The 17135-nt window shown below is 73.1% G+C and carries 18 protein-coding genes; 14 read left to right on the top strand and 4 right to left on the bottom strand.

What is annotated here, in order from left to right; all coding sequences use genetic code 11:
• Position 1: 1 nt before the first annotated feature.
• The 4 genes from cbiQ to QOM21_RS21510 all read left to right on the top strand — a co-directional run bounded on the left by cbiQ (position 2) and on the right by QOM21_RS21510 (position 3720).
• The gene (gene cbiQ / locus QOM21_RS21495) at positions 2-763 is read left to right on the top strand and encodes a cobalt ECF transporter T component CbiQ (protein ID WP_407552354.1); all 762 of its coding nucleotides are present in this window, start codon (positions 2-4) and stop codon (positions 761-763) included.
• Positions 751-1524, top strand: coding sequence for an energy-coupling factor ABC transporter ATP-binding protein (locus QOM21_RS21500; RefSeq protein WP_407552356.1), 774 nt, complete (start codon positions 751-753; stop codon positions 1522-1524). The genes cbiQ and QOM21_RS21500 overlap by 13 nt, the downstream gene beginning before the upstream one ends.
• Before the next feature lie 77 nt (positions 1525-1601).
• A complete protein-coding gene (locus QOM21_RS21505; protein WP_407552358.1) occupies positions 1602-2855 on the top strand; it encodes a serine hydrolase domain-containing protein in 1254 nt (417 codons plus the stop codon).
• Positions 2856-2934: 79 nt separating this feature from the next.
• A complete protein-coding gene (locus QOM21_RS21510; RefSeq protein WP_407552360.1) occupies positions 2935-3720 on the top strand; it encodes an SDR family NAD(P)-dependent oxidoreductase in 786 nt (261 codons plus the stop codon).
• A gap of 46 nt (positions 3721-3766) precedes the next feature.
• Here the strand turns inward: QOM21_RS21510 and QOM21_RS21515 are convergent, their stop codons facing one another.
• From QOM21_RS21515 to QOM21_RS21530, 4 genes are all read right to left on the bottom strand, one after another.
• A complete protein-coding gene (locus QOM21_RS21515; protein WP_407552362.1) occupies positions 3767-4645 on the bottom strand; it encodes an EamA family transporter in 879 nt (292 codons plus the stop codon).
• On the bottom strand, positions 4642-4785 hold the full coding sequence (locus QOM21_RS21520; RefSeq protein ID WP_407552363.1) for a hypothetical protein: 144 nt from the start codon (positions 4783-4785) through the stop codon (positions 4642-4644). The genes QOM21_RS21515 and QOM21_RS21520 overlap by 4 nt, the downstream gene beginning before the upstream one ends.
• Before the next feature lie 79 nt (positions 4786-4864).
• Complete coding sequence (locus tag QOM21_RS21525) at positions 4865-6520, bottom strand: penicillin-binding transpeptidase domain-containing protein (RefSeq protein ID WP_407552365.1); 1656 nt, start codon at positions 6518-6520, stop codon at positions 4865-4867.
• 144 nt (positions 6521-6664) lie between these two features.
• Positions 6665-7552, bottom strand: a complete 888-nt coding sequence (locus QOM21_RS21530) for a LysR family transcriptional regulator (protein ID WP_407552367.1) — start codon at positions 7550-7552, stop codon at positions 6665-6667.
• An 816-nt stretch (positions 7553-8368) separates the two neighbouring features.
• Between QOM21_RS21530 and QOM21_RS21535 the strand changes: the two genes are divergently transcribed.
• The 10 genes from QOM21_RS21535 to QOM21_RS21580 all read left to right on the top strand — a co-directional run bounded on the left by QOM21_RS21535 (position 8369) and on the right by QOM21_RS21580 (position 17091).
• Positions 8369-9154, top strand: a complete 786-nt coding sequence (locus QOM21_RS21535) for an alpha/beta fold hydrolase (protein WP_407552369.1) — start codon at positions 8369-8371, stop codon at positions 9152-9154.
• Positions 9151-10713 (top strand): amino acid adenylation domain-containing protein, encoded by a 1563-nt coding sequence (locus QOM21_RS21540; RefSeq protein WP_407552371.1) that lies wholly within the window; start codon positions 9151-9153, stop codon positions 10711-10713. Before QOM21_RS21535 ends, QOM21_RS21540 begins: the two co-directional genes overlap by 4 nt.
• Complete coding sequence (locus QOM21_RS21545; protein WP_407552373.1) at positions 10710-10973, top strand: acyl carrier protein; 264 nt, start codon at positions 10710-10712, stop codon at positions 10971-10973. The genes QOM21_RS21540 and QOM21_RS21545 overlap by 4 nt, the downstream gene beginning before the upstream one ends.
• Positions 10970-12124, top strand: a complete 1155-nt coding sequence (locus QOM21_RS21550; protein WP_407552375.1) for an acyl-CoA dehydrogenase family protein — start codon at positions 10970-10972, stop codon at positions 12122-12124. Before QOM21_RS21545 ends, QOM21_RS21550 begins: the two co-directional genes overlap by 4 nt.
• A 14-nt stretch (positions 12125-12138) precedes the next feature.
• Positions 12139-13329, top strand: a complete 1191-nt coding sequence (locus QOM21_RS21555; protein WP_407552376.1) for an acyl-CoA dehydrogenase family protein — start codon at positions 12139-12141, stop codon at positions 13327-13329.
• The gene (locus tag QOM21_RS21560) at positions 13323-13847 is read left to right on the top strand and encodes a flavin reductase family protein (RefSeq protein ID WP_407552378.1); all 525 of its coding nucleotides are present in this window, start codon (positions 13323-13325) and stop codon (positions 13845-13847) included. The genes QOM21_RS21555 and QOM21_RS21560 overlap by 7 nt, the downstream gene beginning before the upstream one ends.
• Before the next feature lie 88 nt (positions 13848-13935).
• Complete coding sequence (gene panD, locus QOM21_RS21565) at positions 13936-14352, top strand: aspartate 1-decarboxylase (protein ID WP_393892490.1); 417 nt, start codon at positions 13936-13938, stop codon at positions 14350-14352.
• A gap of 31 nt (positions 14353-14383) precedes the next feature.
• Entirely contained in the window at positions 14384-15118 is a 735-nt protein-coding gene (locus tag QOM21_RS21570; protein WP_407552380.1) for an SDR family NAD(P)-dependent oxidoreductase, read from the top strand.
• A 57-nt stretch (positions 15119-15175) separates the two neighbouring features.
• Positions 15176-15988 carry a phytanoyl-CoA dioxygenase family protein gene (locus QOM21_RS21575; RefSeq protein WP_407552381.1) on the top strand — a complete coding sequence of 271 codons (813 nt, stop codon included), beginning with the start codon at positions 15176-15178 and terminating at the stop codon, positions 15986-15988.
• Positions 15985-17091, top strand: a complete 1107-nt coding sequence (locus QOM21_RS21580) for a zinc-binding dehydrogenase (protein WP_407552383.1) — start codon at positions 15985-15987, stop codon at positions 17089-17091. The genes QOM21_RS21575 and QOM21_RS21580 overlap by 4 nt, the downstream gene beginning before the upstream one ends.
• Positions 17092-17135: the final 44 nt, after the last annotated feature.

The following is a 17135-nucleotide window of genomic DNA, read 5'->3' on the forward strand; positions in this document are numbered from 1 at the left end:
CATGGGCGCGGGCCACGCCCACAAGCTCTACCGGCACGGGCACTCGCCGGTGCACGCCCTGCCGCCGCACTGCAAGATCGCGGCCGTCTTCTGCTTCGTCCTGATCGTCGTCTCCACCCCGCGCGAGCAGATCTGGGCGTTCGGGCTGTACGCCGTGCTGCTCGCCGCGGTGGCCGGCGCTGCCCGCGTCCCGGCCGGCTTCCTCCTCAAGCGGCTGCTCATCGAGGTGCCGTTCGTGGCGTTCGCGGTCCTGATGCCGTTCGTCGCCGAGGGCCCGCGGGTGAGCGTCCTCGGCATGAGCCTGAGCGAGTCCGGACTCTGGGGCGCCTGGAACATCCTGGCCAAGGGGACGCTGGGGGTCGCCGCGTCGGTCCTGCTGGCCTCCACCACCGAACTGCGCGAACTCCTCCTCGGCCTGCAGCGCCTGAAGATGCCGCCGCTGCTCGTCCAGATCGCCTCCTTCATGATCCGCTACGGCGATGTGATCACCGACGAGATGCGGCGGATGCGCATCGCCCGGCTCTCCCGCGGCTTCGAGGCGCGCGGGATACGCCACTGGGGCGTGCTCGCCAAGTCCGCCGGCGCCCTGTTCATCCGCTCCTACGAGCGCGGTGAGCGCGTGCACCTCGCCATGGTCAGCCGCGGTTACACCGGCACCATGCCGGTCCTCGCCGAGACGACCGCGAGCCGCGCACAATGGACCCGCGCGGCCGCCCTCCCCGCCACCGCCCTCGCCGTATGCCTCCTGGGATGGACCCTTTGAGCACCGCAACGCCCGCCCCGTCCCTCGACATCGCCGGGCTCGCCTACGCCTACCCCGACGGCCACCAGGCGCTCTTCGGCGTCGACCTCACCGTCGGCCGCGGCGAGCGGGTCGCGCTGCTCGGGCCCAACGGCGCCGGCAAGACCACCCTCGTGCTGCACCTCAACGGCATCCTCGAAGCGGGCGCCGGCACGGTCACCGTCGCCGGGCTGCCGGTGGACCGGGGCAATCTCGCCGAGATCCGCCGCCGCGTCGGCATCGTCTTCCAGGACCCCGACGACCAGCTGTTCATGCCCACCGTCCGGGAGGACGTCGCCTTCGGGCCCGCCGCCTCCGGGCTGCGCGGCGCCGAACTCGACGCCCGCGTCACCGAGGCGCTCACCCGCGTCGGCATGGCCGAGTACGCCGACCGGCCCCCGCACCACCTCTCGTTCGGCCAGCGCCGCCGGGTCGCCGTCGCCACGGTGCTGGCGATGCGCCCGGAGATCCTCGTCCTGGACGAGCCGTCCTCCAACCTCGATCCGGCGTCCCGCCGTGAACTGGCGGACATCCTCCGGTCGTTGGACGTGACGGTGCTGATGGTCACGCACGACCTGCCGTACGCGCTGGAGCTGTGCCCGCGCTCGGTCGTGCTGTCCGGCGGCGTCATCACCGCCGACGGCACCACCCAGGACCTGCTGTGCGACACGGAACTGATGCGCACCCACCGCCTCGAACTGCCCTTCGGATTCGATCCGCGCTCGGTGACGCTCCCCCTGTGACGAACCCCACCCACCGCGGCCCTGGTCACCAGCACTGATCCGCACGTTGCACCATTGATGGGTCACCGACGCGACGGATGAGTGGGAAGCAGGAATCAGTGGTGGACGTCCAGGGCACGGTCGAGGACGGCTTCGAGCCGGTCCGGGACGCCTTCGCGGCAAACTTCGCACAGCGCGGCGAACGGGGCGCGGCCGTCGCCGTGTACCGGCACGGGCGCAAGGTCGTCGACCTGTGGGGCGGCACGAAGCACGGTGACGGCGGACCGGACGCCCCCGCCTCCGCGGAGCCCGCCGACGGCCCGCAGGACGGGCCCGCCGCGCCCTGGGAGGCCGACACCGCGGTGCTGGTGCGCTCCGCGAGCAAGGGCATCGCCGCCGTCGTCCCCCTCCTGCTGCACCAGCGCGGACTGCTCGACCTGGACGCGCCGGTCGGCACGTACTGGCCGGAGTTCAAGGCGGCGGGCAAGGACCGCGTCCTGGTCCGCCATCTCCTCTCGCACCGCGCCGGGCTGCCCGTCCTGGACACCCCGCTCACCCCCGAGCAGGCCGTCGACGGCGTCAGCGGCCCCGCCGCCGTCGCCGCCCAGGCCCCCGCCTGGACGCCCGGCGAGGACCACGGTTACCACGCGCAGACCTACAGCTGGCTGATCGGCGAGCTGGTCGCGCGCATCACCGGCCGCAGCATCGGCAGCTGGATCGCCGAGGAGATGTCCGGCCCGCTCGGCCTGGACCTCTGGATCGGGCTCCCGCCCGCGCTGCACTCCCGCGTCGGCCGGCTCGCCGAGATCGAGACGCCCGCCCCGGCCGCCTCGGCCGGCCTTCGGGTGCGCCCCAAGCAGTCCGTCACCGACGCCTACCTCGACCCGGCCTCGCTCACCCGCCGCGCCTTCGCCGCGATCTCCCCGGCACCGGACGAGAACGCCGCCGCCTACCGCGAGGCCGAACTCCCCGCCTCCGCCGGCATCGCCACGGCACGCTCCCTGGCCCGCTGCTACGCCGCCCTCATCGGCGCCGTCGACGGCCACCCCCGCCTCTTCGCCCCCGCGACGCTGACCCTGGCCCGCACCGAGGAGTCCGCAGGGCCCGACCGCACCCTCGTGGTCAACACCCGCTTCGGCCTGGGCTTCATGCTGCACGGGGCGGCCGCCCCGCTCCTGGCGCGGGGCTCCTTCGGCCACCCCGGCCGCGGTGGCTCCCTCGCCTTCGCCGACCCCGAGAGCGGTCTCTCCTTCGGCTACACCACCAACGGGATGCAGCAGAACGTGACGGCCGACCCGCGCGCCCAGGCGCTGGTGCGGGGCCTGGCCGCGGCGGTCCGCGCCGCGGGATGAGCCCCGCCACCCGTCCTGGGTAGAGAGCACACAGGCCGGGGCACCCGGCCGGACGGTGTGCGGCGGGAAGGGCGGAGCCATGACGCGGCGATTCGACGGGTACGGGGTGCTGATCACCGGCGCGGGCCGGGGCATCGGGGAGGCCACCGCACGGCGGCTGGCCGACGAGGGGGCCCGGGTACTGATCACCGACCTCGACGGAGCGCGCGCGGAACGCGCCGCGAAAGGCATCCGCACGGCCGGTGGCGACGCCGCGGCACTGGCCTGCGACGTGGCCGACCGAGCAGCGGTGGAGGCCGCCGTGGCGTACGCGGCCGAGCGGTTCGGCGGCCTCGACGTGCTGGTCAACAACGCCTGCTCCTGCCACCCCGACACCCCGGAGTTCGAGGACCAGCCGGACGAGGACTGGACGGCGGACCTCGACATCACGCTCGGCGGCGCGTTCCGCTGCGCACGGGCCGCGCTGCCGCACCTGGCCGCCGCAGGCGGCCGCGGCGCGATCGTCAACATCGGGTCCGTCAACGGCATCCAGGACTTCGGCAACCACGCCTACAGCGCCGCCAAGGCCGGCCTGGCCAGCCTGACCCGCACCCTCGCCGGCCGGGCCGCGCCCCGGGGCGTACGGGTCAACCTCGTCGCTCCGGGGACGGTCGACACCCCCAACTGGGACGGCCACGAGGACGCGTTGCGCCGCGCCGCGCGCGCCTATCCGCTGGGCAGGGTGGGGCGCCCCGAGGACATCGCCGCCGCGGTCGCCTACCTGGCCTCGGCCGACGCCGCCTGGGTCACCGGCATCACGCTGCCCGTCGACGGCGGGGTGCTGAACGCCAACACCGAACTCCGCAAGGCGCTGAAGGGCGGCTGAGCCGGGGCGGGGACCCGTCCGGGCGCCCGGCGCCCGGTCCTCGCGCCTACCCCGCGTGCAGCATCAGGCCGATGCCGACGACCATCAGACCTGCCGCGGCGATCCGCGGAGCGCCGAAGCGCTCCTTGAAGAACACCGCGCCGATGGCGGCGCCGACGATGATGGAGGACTCCCGCAGGGCCGCGACCGGGGCCAGCGGTGCCTTGGTCTGCGCCCACAGCACCAGGCCGTACGCGAAGACCGACAGCACTCCGCCGAGCAGCCCGCGCAGCGCGATCGGGCGCAGCTGGGTGAGCAGCGCGCGACGGCGGGTGGCGAGGGCGTAGGCCGGGATGGCGATCCCCTCGAGGACCATCAGCCAGGCGATGTAGCCGAGCGGGGTGCCGGAGGCGCGGACGCCGAGGCCGTCGACGGTGGTGTACGCGGCGATGGCGAGCCCGGTGGCGAGGGCGGCGGTGATCGCCGGCCACTGGACGGAGGGGCCCGAGGTGCCCTCGGGGCCCTTCCGGCGGGCGCCGCGCATGCCCCACAGGGCGACGCCGACCAGGCCGGTCGAGGCCAGGACGACACCGGTCAGCGCCCAGGCGTCCGGGATCTCGTGCACGAAGACGGCGGCGAGGACCGTGACGACCAGCGGTGCGGTGCCGCGGGCGATCGGGTACATCTGGCCGAACTCGCCCAGCCGGAAGGACTGCATGAGCAGTGCCTGGTAGACGACGTGCAGGACGGCGGAGCCCAGCAGGAAGGGCCAGGCGCCGGCGGCCGGCAGGGGCGTGAAGGCGGCCAGGACGGCGCCGCAGAGCGCGCCTCCGCCGCCGACGAGGGTGAAGGCGAGGAGCTGGTCGCGTATCCCGTGGGCGATGGCGTTCCACCCGGCGTGGGTGACGGCGGCTATCAGGACCGCCACGACGACGAGCGGGGTCACGCGGTGCGCTCGCGCAGGTCGGCCGCCCGGCGGGCCCGGACGGTCGTGCCCGGCGCGGCGGGCGCCGCGGAGCCTTCGGGACGTGCCGGGGAAGGGCTGGTGGTCGTGGCGGTGGGTGTGGGGGACGCGGAATCGCTCATGGCCCGCACGCTAGCGAAAGCTGTACGGGCCATGCGAACCGATTCCACCGGGGGCGCCCGAGCGGGCGCCCCGCCGTGGTCAGCCGGCGGTGAGGATGGCGCGGACCACGGGGCCCGCGTTGGAGCCGCCGTGGCCGCTCGCCGGGACGACGGCCGCCGCGGCCAGGTCGTCGCGGTAGGCGGTGAACCAGGCGTTGGGCTTCTTCTGCCCGTCGACCTCGGCCGAGCCGGTCTTGGCGCCGATGTCACCGCCGATGCCGGACATCGCCTCGGCGGCCGTGCCGGAGGTCGCCGTCAGCCGCATCAGCGACTTCAGTCCGGCCGCGGTGCCGGGCTTCATGGCGCGCGGCGCCTTGGCGAGCGTCCGGTTGTCGAGCGAGGGCGACACGATGTACGGCTGGTGGAAGGAGCCGGCGCGGACCGTCGCGGCGAGCGTGGCGACGTTGAGCGGGTTCATCCGGACGCCGCCCTGGCCGATCAGCGAGGCCGCCATCTGCGCGTCGCTCTGCACCGGGACGTTGCCGTCGAAGGTGGGGATGCCGGTCTGCCAGTTCAGGCCGATGCCGAAGACATCCCGGGCCTCCTTGGTCAGATCGTCGTCGCTGAGCTTCTCCGCCTGCGAGATGAAGGCGTTGTTGCAGGACGCCGCGAAGCTCTGGGCGAAGGTGCCCTTGGGGATCTCGGACTTGTCGAGGTTCTGGAACTTCCAGCCGCCGACGGTGACGTACTTGGGGCACGGGTGCGCCTTGCCCGGCGACGTCATCCCCTTGTCCATCAGCATCGCCGCCGTCACGATCTTCATCGTCGAGCCGGGGGCCAGCGAGCCCTGGGTGGCGACGCTGAAGCCCTTCGCCGGGGAGTTGGCGATCGCCAGGATCTCTCCGGTGCTGGGCTTGACCGCGGTCGCGGACGCCGCCTTCTTGCCCTTGACCGCGTTCTCCGCGGCCGTCTGGAGGCGCGCGTCCAGAGTGGTCTTGAGCGTGCCGGGCGTGCCCTTGGAGAGCACCTTCAGCGTCTTGTCCGGCTGCTGCTCGGCGGCCTTGGCGGCCTTGGCGCGGTGGATGAACAGCTCCACGCCGGGCTTGCCGTCGGTCTTGTCGCCGTACTTGTCCCGCAGGCTCTCCAGCACGCCGGCCAGCGCCGGGTGGGATGCGGGCGTCAGCTCGGTGCCGTTGCGGTCCACGGCCTTGATCGGCGGCGCCTCGGCCTCGCCGGTGCGCAGTTCGTCGCCCTTGGCCAGGTCGGGGTGCAGCACCGCGGGCTTCCACGCGACGCGCGGCTTGCCGGTGGCGGTGTCACGCTGCACGTCCATCGAGGTGCGGTACGAGATGGGGGCCTTGGTCCCCTTGAAGTCGATCTGCGCGGCGACCGTGTAGGGCACGGTGCCACCGGCGGCCTTGCCGGGGGTGAGCGTCACCTTCGAGAACTTCGCCTGCTTGCTGAAGGTCTCCAGTGCGCTCTTCGCGGTGGTCGGGCTGTCGGTCAGCGCGGCGGCCTTCGCGGCGTCGCCGGACTGCCAGGCGGTCAGGAACGCCCGCGTGGTGGTGTGGACCTCCTTGGCGGTCAGCGGCCCCGTCCGCACCTTGGGCGCGCTGTCGCCCGGTGCGGCGTCCGACGACCTGACCTCCTGCGGGGACGACTCGTCCGAGCCGCCGAACAGCGTGAAGCCGCCGACGACTCCTGCCACCAGGGCAACCGATCCGCCGATCAGCCCGTACTTCACCTCACGGCGCATGCCACCGATTCCCTCCCGAGTGCCTCGTCCTTGAATACGCACACAAGAACGTGCGTCGCACTCTAAGGGACACGGGGAAACCGTGAGTCTCGATCCGAGCACGGTCCGGTGACACGCTGTCCACAATCTGTGACACGGGCCGCGTCACACCCCCGCCTTCGCTCTGCCGTCCGCGTCGCCGGACGGCAGCTCGCCCGCTGCCCGCCAGGCCCGGTCGGCGAACCGCGCCGCCTGGGGGTGCGCGCCGTGCGAGGGGTGGGCGAGGTGGGCGCGCACCGTGGGGGCGCCGGTCAGCGGGACGAGGCGTACGGAGGGGTGGGTGTAGCGCCGGGCGGCGGAGACCGGTGCGGTGCCCACGCCGAGACCGGCGGCCACCTTCTCCAGCCATTCGTCGAAGTTGCGGCACTCCGCGCCGATCACCGGCCGGCTGCCGTCCTGCCACATGTCGGGAAAGGTGGTGCCGCTGACGGTGTTGATGATCAGCGGCCAGTCCGCCAGCTCGGACCAGTCCAGCCGGGTGCGGTCGGCCAGCTGCCAGCTTGCGGGGACCGCCGCGACCCGCGGTTCCTCGTAGAGGAACACCCCGCGCAGCCCCTTGGGGAGGGTCTCGCCGCGCAGCAGCCCCAGATCGACCACGCCGGTGTCCAGGCCGGCCAGCGGGGTGTCGCAGCGGACGAACTCGACATCGACCCCGGTCTCGTCGGTGAACCGGGCGGCGAGACGGGATAACCCCTCCGGAAGGCCCCAGCTGAACCCGACCCGAAGCCGCTCGCCCTCGCGCAGATCGGTGAGGACCGAGTCGAGCTGGTGCAGCAGCGGGGCGACGGCGTCGCGCAGCTTTCCGCCCTTGTCGGTCAGTTCCGTTCTGCGGGTGGTGCGCTCGAAGAGCCGGACGCCGAGGGATTCCTCCAGCGTCCGTATGTTGCGGGTCAAGGTCGGCTGGGCGAGATGGAGACGGCGGCCGGCCGCGGTGAACCCGCCTTCCTCGGCGACGGCCAGAAAGCATCGGAGATGACGCAGGTCGATGTTCATTCTTGGAGCGTATAGGTGATGCAGCAATGTCATTTCTCCAACCCCGGCAGGCTGTCTAGTCTTCTGGTGTCACCGAGCGGACGGGGTGCCCGGCGAAGTGCGTAACGGCCGGTACCCATGACCTGACGTCTGCGGGTGTACAGCCATGTGTGTAACGGGGGTATGTGATGCAGAATTTCCTGAGCAGGCAGTTGGTCGGCGATACGGAAAAGCTGGACAAAGAAACCGCAAAACAATCCGCCGGCCGGCCGGGCGCCTCGATCCGCCGTCCCGCCGGCGCGGCCGGATGCCGGGGAGCGGCGGCCCGTGGGGGAGCGCGGCCGTCGGCCAGGCCGGTCGGCATGCGGTGCCGGGCCCCTGGCCGCGGCTGACCGATTTCCGGAAGGCGTCGCCGCGATGTCGCCTGCGTGCGCCTTTCCGTTCTCCTGCCGCCGGGCTTTCGGGTGCGCTGCGCCCGCCTCTTCGCCCACCCTTTCCGTAATCATTCCGTAAAGCTTTCTTGCGGCGTCCTGTGCCGCCCAGGTGGCTCGTGCCGCCGTTAATTGGGCTGCAATGCGGCGCGCTGTCCTCGCGTTGCCGTGCCGGTCCTGCGGAAATGCCGTGGGGGTCGCACCGAGTCGTCGGACATGCGATGTGCGGGCGGGATCAGTGCTGCCCAATTAAATGTTCACCGATCAACTATCTCTTTCCGTCATTCCGGCCGACTCCCGGGATTCTTCTGCGCGCCGCCGCGCGCCGCCGCCCCGACGTTTGCCGTCGGCCGGATCCGCCGGAATGTCCATTCTGATACCGCAAACCACCGAGAAGGATATTGATGTGCCGATAATCGACACGCGCAACGGTCCCCTCGAATACGTCCTCACCGACGGCGACCCGGACCTGGCGCCCCTGGTGTTCCTGCACGGCGGCCTCGGCTGCATCGCGGCCTGGGGCCGCTTCCCCGCCCGGCTCGCCGCCGCGACCGGACGGCGCGCCCTGGTCTACTCCCGCCACGGCAACGGCGGTTCGGGCCCCGACCCCCTGCCGCGCACGCCGCGCTACATGCACGAGCACGCCCACCACGTGCTGCCCGCCCTCCTGGACGACCTCGGCCTGCACCGCCCGGTGCTGGTCGGGCACAGCGACGGCGCCTCCATGGCCCTGCTGTACGCCTCCGTGCGCCCGGCGGCAGCGGTGGTCGCCATGGGGCCGCACATGTACTTCGAGGAGCAGAACCGGCTGGGCATCGAGGCCGCCCGCGCCTCCTACGAAGCCGGGCCGCTCGCCAGGAAGATGGCCCTGGTGCACGACGAACCGCGCACGGTCTTCGAGCGGTGGAGCGAGGTCTGGCTCTCGCCCGGCTTCCGTGACTGGTCCATCGAGGACGACCTCGACGTGACCGCACCCGTCCTGATGATCCAGGGCGACGCGGACGAGTACGGCTCGCTCGACCAGCTCGACTCCGTCCGGCGCTCGGTACGCGGCCCGGTGCAGCGGCTGGTCCCCGAGGGCTGCGACCACTACCCGTACCTGGTCCGCCCCGAACTCGTCATCGACACCACCCTCGCCTTCCTCGCCGCGCACCCGGACCCGGCGACCGCCTCCGCGGAGGCGGCACGGTGACCGGCGCGAGCACCCCGCGGCTCGACGCCCTGCTGGCCCGCTCCGCGCACACCCACCCCGACCGCACCGCCCTGGAGGGGCCGGGCGAGAGCTGGACATACGCCCAACTCGACCGTGCAGTCGACGCGTTGGCCGCGCAGTTGGCCGAGGCCGGCGTCGCGCCCGGCGACCGGGTCGGCGTCTACGCGCCCAAGACCCCGGCCACCGTCATCGCCCTCTACGGCGCGCTGCGGGCCGGCGCCGTGACCGCGCCCCTCGACACCGCCGACCCGCCCGAGCGCACCGCCCGCATGCTGCACAACGCGGGGGTCTCCCTGATGGTGACCACCGACCGCGCGCTGGCCGCCGGCCACCGGGCCGCGGCCCAGGCCCGCGGCGGCAACCCGGCCGAGGAGGGCGCTCTGGCCCACGGTCTGCACTGGCTGCGGGTCCTCGCCCCCGACCAGCGGCCGGCGCCGCTGCCCGCACCCGCCGACCGCGGCGGCTACATCCTCTTCACCTCCGGCAGCACCGGCTGGCCCAAGGGCGTGCTGCTCTCGCACGAGAACGTCGCGCACTACGCCCTGTGGGCCGCGGGGGAGTTCGGCCTCACCCCGGACGACCGGATCGGCTCCCAGGCCGCCCTCACCTTCGACCTGACCACCTTCGACCTGTTCAGCGCCGCCGCCGCGGGCGCCTGCACCGTCCTGATGCCCGACCTGCTGCGCGCCTTCCCGCGCGATGTGGTCGGCTGGCTGACCGAGCAGCGCATCACCGCCTTCATGGCCGTGCCCTCCCTCTACCACGGCATGCTCCAGCAGGGCGGCATCGCCGACACCCCGCCGCCCGCTCTGCGCATCGCCGCGTTCGGCGGGGAGGCCTTCGCCACGCCGCTGCTGGAGCGGTATCTGCGGCTCCTCGACACGGTGCCGTTCTACAACCTCTACGGACCCACCGAGACCAACGCCTGCACCTACCACCGCGTCCCCGCCGACTGGACCGCCGACCAGGAACTGACCATCGGCCGCGGCATCGGCGGCGTCCACCTCGACGTCCTCGACGAGGACGGGCGGCCCACCGACGGCGAGGGCGAGCTCTTCATCGCCGGGCCCACCGTCTTCCAGGGCTACCTGCGCGGCGGTGAACTCAGCGACCCCACCGTCACGGTGACCTTCCGCGACGGCGTCGCCCGCCGTGCCTACGCCAGCGGCGACATCGCCCGGCTCACCCCCGACGGCCGGGTCTTCCTGCGCGGCCGGCGCGACTCCCAGGTCAAACGCCGCGGCCACCGCATCGACCTGCTGGACATCGAGAGCGCCGTCCTGGAACTGCCCCGGGTCGCCACCGCGGCCGTGGTCGCCAAGGCCGGCGAGCACGCCGGCCAGATCTGGGTCTACGCCAGGACCGACGCCGGCGAACGGGAGGTCCTGGCCGGTCTGCGGGACGCCCTGCCCAAGCGGATGCTGCCCGACCGGGTCGTTCCCGTCACCACCCTGCCCACCACCACCAGCGGAAAGGTCGACCGCCGCGCCCTGAGCGAGGCCGCCGCCCCCGCACCACTTCAGGAGAGCCGCACATGAACACCGTCGAAGACCTCTGCACCCTCATCGGCCGCCGCATCACCTGGGCCCGCGGCGAGGACCCGCAGTCCCTCACCCCCGACACCCCCCTCCTGGAGAGGGGCCTGATCGACTCGCTGGCGATCATGGAGATCGTCGCCGCACTCGACAAGGAAGCCGGCGTCACCCTGCCCGACACCGAGATCGTCGCCGCCAACTTCCGTACGCCCAAGGCCCTGTGGGCCGCCATCGGTGCCCTCGCCGGCGAGGGCCGCGCATGACCGCCACCGGCCCGCTGCGCACCGGCGACCCGCGCACCGAGCAACTCGTCGACCACTACCGCGACCTCGCCGCACCGCGGTGGGAACAGGTCGCGGACAAGGACTTCGCTGCGCAGTGGCAGGCCATGGCCGACCTCGGTGTGCTCCGCCTCGCCGAACCGTCCGACGAGACACCGGGACCGGTCACCCGCGCGCTCGCCACGATCGAGGGCATCGGCCTGGCCGGCGTCGACCCCGGACTCTGCTACGCCCTGGCCTCGCAGCTCTTCGGCATGCAGTTCCCGCTGCGTGCCGCCCTCTCCCCGGACGCCTGGCGCGCCGTGGCCGACGTCCAGGACGGCGGGGTGCTGCTCTGCCACGCGCTGACCGAGCGCAAGGGAGGCAGCGACCCGCTGTCGATGGCCACCCGCGCCCGGCGCGAGGGCGGCGGATGGGTCCTCGACGGCGCCAAGACCTTCATCACCGCCGCACCCGTCGCCGACCGGGCGATCATCTTCGCCCGCACCGCCGAGGGCCGCTCGCCCTTCGCGCTGTCCGCCTTCCTCTTCCCCCTCGACCTGCCGGGCGTCTCCCGCGGCGAGACCTTCGACAAGACCGCGCTGCCCACCGTCCCGATGGGAGAACTCCTCTTCGACGGCGTGCGGTTGCCGGCCGGGGCGCTGATCGGCGAGGAGGGCTCGGGCCTGGCGGTGATGGCCTCCACCACCGCCTGGGAGCGCTCGGTGATCCTGGGCTACGCCCTCGGCCCCATGCACCGCACCCTGGCCAGGACCGTCGACTGGGCGTGCGGCCGCGAGCACTTCGGGCGCCCCATGGGGGCAAGCCACCAGGTCGCCGCCCGCGTCAGCGACATGGCGCTGGCACTGCACCGCTCCCGCGTCCAGCTCTACGCCATGGCCGCCCGGCTCGACGCCGGGACACCGGCCCGGCAACTGGCCGCGGAGGCCGCCCTCACCAAGATCTCGGTCTCCGAGGACTACGTACGCCTCACCGAGCACGCCACCGCGCTGTCCGGCGTACGCGCCTTCCTCACCGACTCCGAACTGACCGCCGACCTGGCCGGACCCATGGCCGCACTCACCTATGCCGGCCCCAACGACCTGCTGCGGGTCGGCATCGCACGGCAACTCGGCCTACCCGTCGAGAACTGACCCGGAGGACTTCGATGACGCTGCCGACACATCTGGACGACATCCTCAAACTCGCCGCGGAGACCGGCGCCGCCCTCGCCCCGCTCGCCGCCGACGTGGACGCCGCCCGCCGCGACGGTCACGAGACCTACGCCATCCTGCGCGACTCCGGCCTCCTGGGGCTGCTCGCGCCCCGCGAGGCGGGCGGCGCCGGCCTGGGCTTCGGCGACTACTGGCGGGTGCTGGCCGAAATCGGCACGTACAACGGCGCCGCCGCCCTCGGATTCAACATGCACCACGTCGTCATCGGCGCGCTCGCCGACGCGGCGGGCACCGCCCTGCCGCCCGCCGCGGAGCGGTTCCGCGCCTGGATGCTGGACGAGGTCGTACGGGGCCGCAAACTGTTCGCCTCCGCCACCTCCGAGGCCGGCCGGGGCGCCAAACTCCGCGGCATGCAGACCCGCTACCGCCTCTCCGACGACGGCGAGAGCTACCTGCTCACCGGCAAGAAGTCGTTCGTCTCCCTCGCCGGCGTGGCCGACTACTACGTCGTCGCGGCCGCCGCCGACGACGGCACCGAGGACACCGGCGACGTCTCGCACTTCGTCGTCGCCGCCGACGACCCCGGAGTCGGCTTCGGCACCGTGCACAGCATGTCGGCGATGTACGGCACCAGCACCGCCGCCATGACCCTGGACGCGGTACGGGTGCCCCGCTCCCGGCTCTACCTCGGCGTCGAGGGCATGTCGCTGTTCAAGGTCGTGCGGGAGCCGCACTGGATGATCGCCGGTTACACCGGCGCCTACCTCGGCATCGCCGAAGCGCTCTTCCGGCACACCACCGAGCACGTCACCGCCACCCCCGACCGCGCCGGTTCTCCGGTCCTCCAGCAGGAGCTGGGCCGGATGTCCGCCCGGCTGCGGGCGGCCCGCGCGCTGCTGCACGAGGCCGGCGACCTGGTCGACGCGGAGCGCGGCAGCCTGGAGGCCAACGCCATGGTGCACGCGGCCAAGTACGTCGTCGGGGAGGTGGGGCAGCAGCTCGCCCAGGACGCGCTGCGCATCTGCGGCTCCGCCGCCGTGAGCCGCAGCCACCCGCTGGAACGCCTCATCCGCGAGGCGTCGTTCGCCTCCGTCATGCCGGCCAAGCCGCACGAGTGCCTGGAATACCTGGGCAAGGCCGCGGTCGGCGTCAACCTGTACGACGCGCGGGCCTTCGCATGGTGACCCCGGTCGCCGACGCCGACGCGCGCACGGTGACGCGGGACGCCTTCCGGGCCCTGATGGGCTCCCACCCCAGCGGCGTCGCGGTCATCACCACCGCCGACGAGCGCGGCACACCCCACGGCTTCACGTGTACCGCCCTGTGCTCGGTCTCCCTCGATCCGCCGCAGCTGCTGGTGTGCGCCAACACCTCCGGCAGCACCCTGCCGGTGCTCGCCGCACGCGGCGCCTTCGTGGTCAACCTCCTGCACGGCGAGGGCCGCCGCGCCGCCGAGGCGTTCGCAGGACCGGCCGCGGACCGGTTCCGGACCGTCCCCTGGCGGCCGGCACCCGCCACCGGGCTGCCCGCGCTGGCGGAGGACGCGCACGCCCTCGCCGAATGCCGCGTCAGCCGGCTGGTGCCGGCCGGTGACCACACCGTCGTCATCGGCGAGGTCCTGCGCACCGAGACGCCCGACCCGGCGCCCGGCGCCGCCCCGCTGCTGTACGGCCGGCGCCGCTACGCCACCTGGCCCGGCTGAACGGCCGGACTCACCCGATCCGCACCACCCACCACACGAGTCACCACGCCCGTCACCACAACCAGTCACCACACAGGACAGGAACACCATGTACCGCACCATGATGAAGTCGAAGATCCACCGCGCCACCGTCACCCAGGCCGACCTGCACTACGTCGGATCGCTGACCATCGACTCCGACCTGATGGCGGCCGCGGACCTGCTGCCCGGCGAGAAGGTCGACATCGTCGACATCGAGAACGGCGCCCGGCTGTCCACGTACGTCATCGAGGGCCGGGCCGGCTCCGGCGTGATCGGCATCAACGGCGCGGCCGCCCGGCTCATCAGCCCCGGTGACCGAGTGATCATCATCGCCTACGCCGCCATGAAGAACGAGCAGGCCGCCGCCTTCGTCCCCAGCGTCGTCTTCGTCGACGAGCACAACGCCGTCGCGGACCTCGGCGGCGACCCGGCGGCCGTACCCGACGGCGCCGGGCTGATCCGCGGCGACCTGATCGCCAACTGACCCCCGCGCCCGCTCACTTCAGGGAGCCCTCATGACGACCTCCGTGGTCAGCGGCGGCACCCGGGGCATCGGACGGGAGCTGAGCCTGCGGCTCGCCGCCCTCGGCCACCGGGTCATCGCCCTCTACCGCGGCGACGAGGACGCCGCCCGGCAGACCGTACGGGCCGGGGACGGGCGGATCGAGGCTCTGCGCTGCGACCTCGCCCGCCCCGACGAGATCCGGGCGGTGTGCGCACGGATCACCGACGCGCACGGCGCACCGGGCGTCCTCGTCAACAACGCCGGGGTCAACCGCGACCGGCCGTTCCTGTCCATGACCGGGGAGGACTGGGACACGGTCCTGGCCACCAACCTCTCCGGCCCCTTCCACCTCAGCCGCGCCCTGGCCCCCACGATGGTCGCGGCCGGTGGCGGCAGCATCGTCAACATCGCCTCCACCACCGCCCTCCGCCCCCGCCCGGACGGCGCCAACTACTGCGCGAGCAAGGCGGGACTGCTCCAGCTCACCAAGTGCATGGCGCTCGAACTCGCCCCGCACATCAGGGTCAACGCACTGCTCCCCGGTTTCACCGACACCGAGGAGGTCACCGAGCGCTACCGGCTCGACGACCCGGACAGGCGGGCCGCCGTACTGGAGAGCATCCCCCGGGGCCGGCTCGGCACCGCCCGGGACATGGCGGACGCCCTCGAATTCCTGGTGACCGCCCGCAGCGGATACGTCACCGGGCAGCAACTCATCGTCGACGGCGGCCACTTCATGGGCTGACCGACCCGCCCCGAGACCCGACGGATTTCCCCTCATCCTCAGGAGAAGAAGACACTCATGCGACTCACCCAGTCACAGGTCGACCAGTACCACGACAACGGATTCCTGATGCTGGAATCCCTCCTGGACGCGCGGGAGGTGGAGAGCCTGCGGGCGGCCTTCGCGCGCGACAGCGGGGTCCCCGGCCCGCAGGTCGTGACCGAGGAGGGCGGCACGGAGGTCCGCGCGGTCTACTCCTCGCACCAGCGGCAGCCGGAGTACGCCGGGCTCGTTCGCGACCCCCGCATTCTGGCGCCCGTCCAGCAGCTGCTCACCGACGACGTCTACATCTACCAGTTCAAGATCAACGCAAAGCCGGCCTTCGGCGGCGACAAGTGGGCCTGGCACCAGGACTACCTCGCCTGGCGCCTCGCCGACGGACTGCCCGCCCCGCGGCAGGTCAACATCGGCGTCTTCCTCGACGACGTCACCGAGTTCAACGGCCCGGTCATCTTCCTGCCCGGCTCGCACCGCGGCGGGCTCGTCCGCGAGGGCCGGGCGGACGCCGCGAAGTCCGACCAGCACCTCGACCCCGACGACATCTCGCTGACCCCCGAGCAGCTCGCCGAGCACGTCGACCGGCACGGCATGACCAGCCCCAAGGGCCCGGCCGGCTCCGTGGTGCTCTTCTCGCCGGAGATCGTGCACGGCTCGGCGCCCAACATGTCGCCGTTCGCCCGCCGGCTGCTGATCGCCACCTACAACGACACCGCCAACCTGCCGCGGCCGGCCGGTGACCCGCGCCCCGACTACGTCGTGTGCCGCGACACCGAGCCGCTGCGCGTCCTGCCCGCGCCGTTCTCCGAGTCCCTGCGGGCGGTGACGGCATGAGCGAGCGCACCGGACGCGCCGTCGTCCTGGAGGAGTTCGGCCAGCCGCTGCGGCTGCGCACCTTCGGGCTGCCGCCGGCCCCCGACGGCGGGATGGTCGTCGCCTGCGGCTACGGCGGGATCTGCGGCACCGACCTGCACCTGCGGCAGGGGCACCTCGACATACCCGTACCGCTCGTCCTGGGCCATGAAGGTCTCGGCGTCATCAGCGAGTTGGGGTCCTGGGCGCACCAGGACGCCACGGGCGCGCCGCTGGCCGAGGGCGACACGGTGATGTGGGCCTCCTCCATCGCCTGCGGCGTCTGCCCGCCCTGCCGGCTGCACCGCGAACCGACCCTGTGCGAGAACCGGCGCACCTACGGCGTCAACCGCTCGCTCGCCGACGGCCCCGAGCTGTCCGGCTCCTGGGCCGACCACATCGTGCTCCAGCCCGGCACCACCGTCGTCAAGGTCGCCGACGGCACCGACCCGCTCGCGGCCATGTCGCTCGCCTGCGCGGGGCCCACCGTGGCCCACGCCCTGTACGAGCGCAGGCCGGTCCGGCTCGGCGAGGTGGTGGTGGTCCAGGGCAGCGGCCCGGTCGGCCTGGCCGCGGCGGCCTTCGCGCAGCTGGCCGGGGCCGCCAAGGTCATCGTCGTCGGCGGGCCGGCCGGACGGCTGGCCCAGGCCGCCGCGGCCGGCATCGGCGACGTGCACCTGGACATCGCCGGCGCCGACGACCCCGAGCAGGTGCTCCGCGAGGTGCGGGCCGCCACCGGCGGGGGCGGCGCCGACCTGGTCATCGAGTGCGCCGGGGTGCCGGCCGCCGTCGGGCAGGGCCTCACGCTGGCCCGCCGGGGCGGTACGTACCTGGTCATCGGGCAGTACACGGACGCCGGTGACACCCTCGTCAACCCGCACCAGATCGTCCACCGGCAACTGGACGTCATCGGCTCCTGGGCCTTCACCGGCGCGCACCTCGTGGAGTACGTGCGGCTGCTGCCGGCGCTGACCGCCCGCTTCGACCTCGCGAGCCTGGTGACGCCGTTCCCGCTGGCGGAGCACGCCGACGCGCTCACCGCGGTCGCCGACGGCTCGGTGATGAAGGCGGTACTGACGAGCTGACCGCCGGTGCGGCGGCGAGCCGACGGGCCGGGCACGCGGTGTGC

Origin of the sequence: Streptomyces sp. Pv4-95 (assembly GCF_045782725.1) — a bacterium.
In the GTDB taxonomy this organism is placed as follows: Bacteria; Actinomycetota; Actinomycetes; order Streptomycetales; family Streptomycetaceae; genus Streptomyces.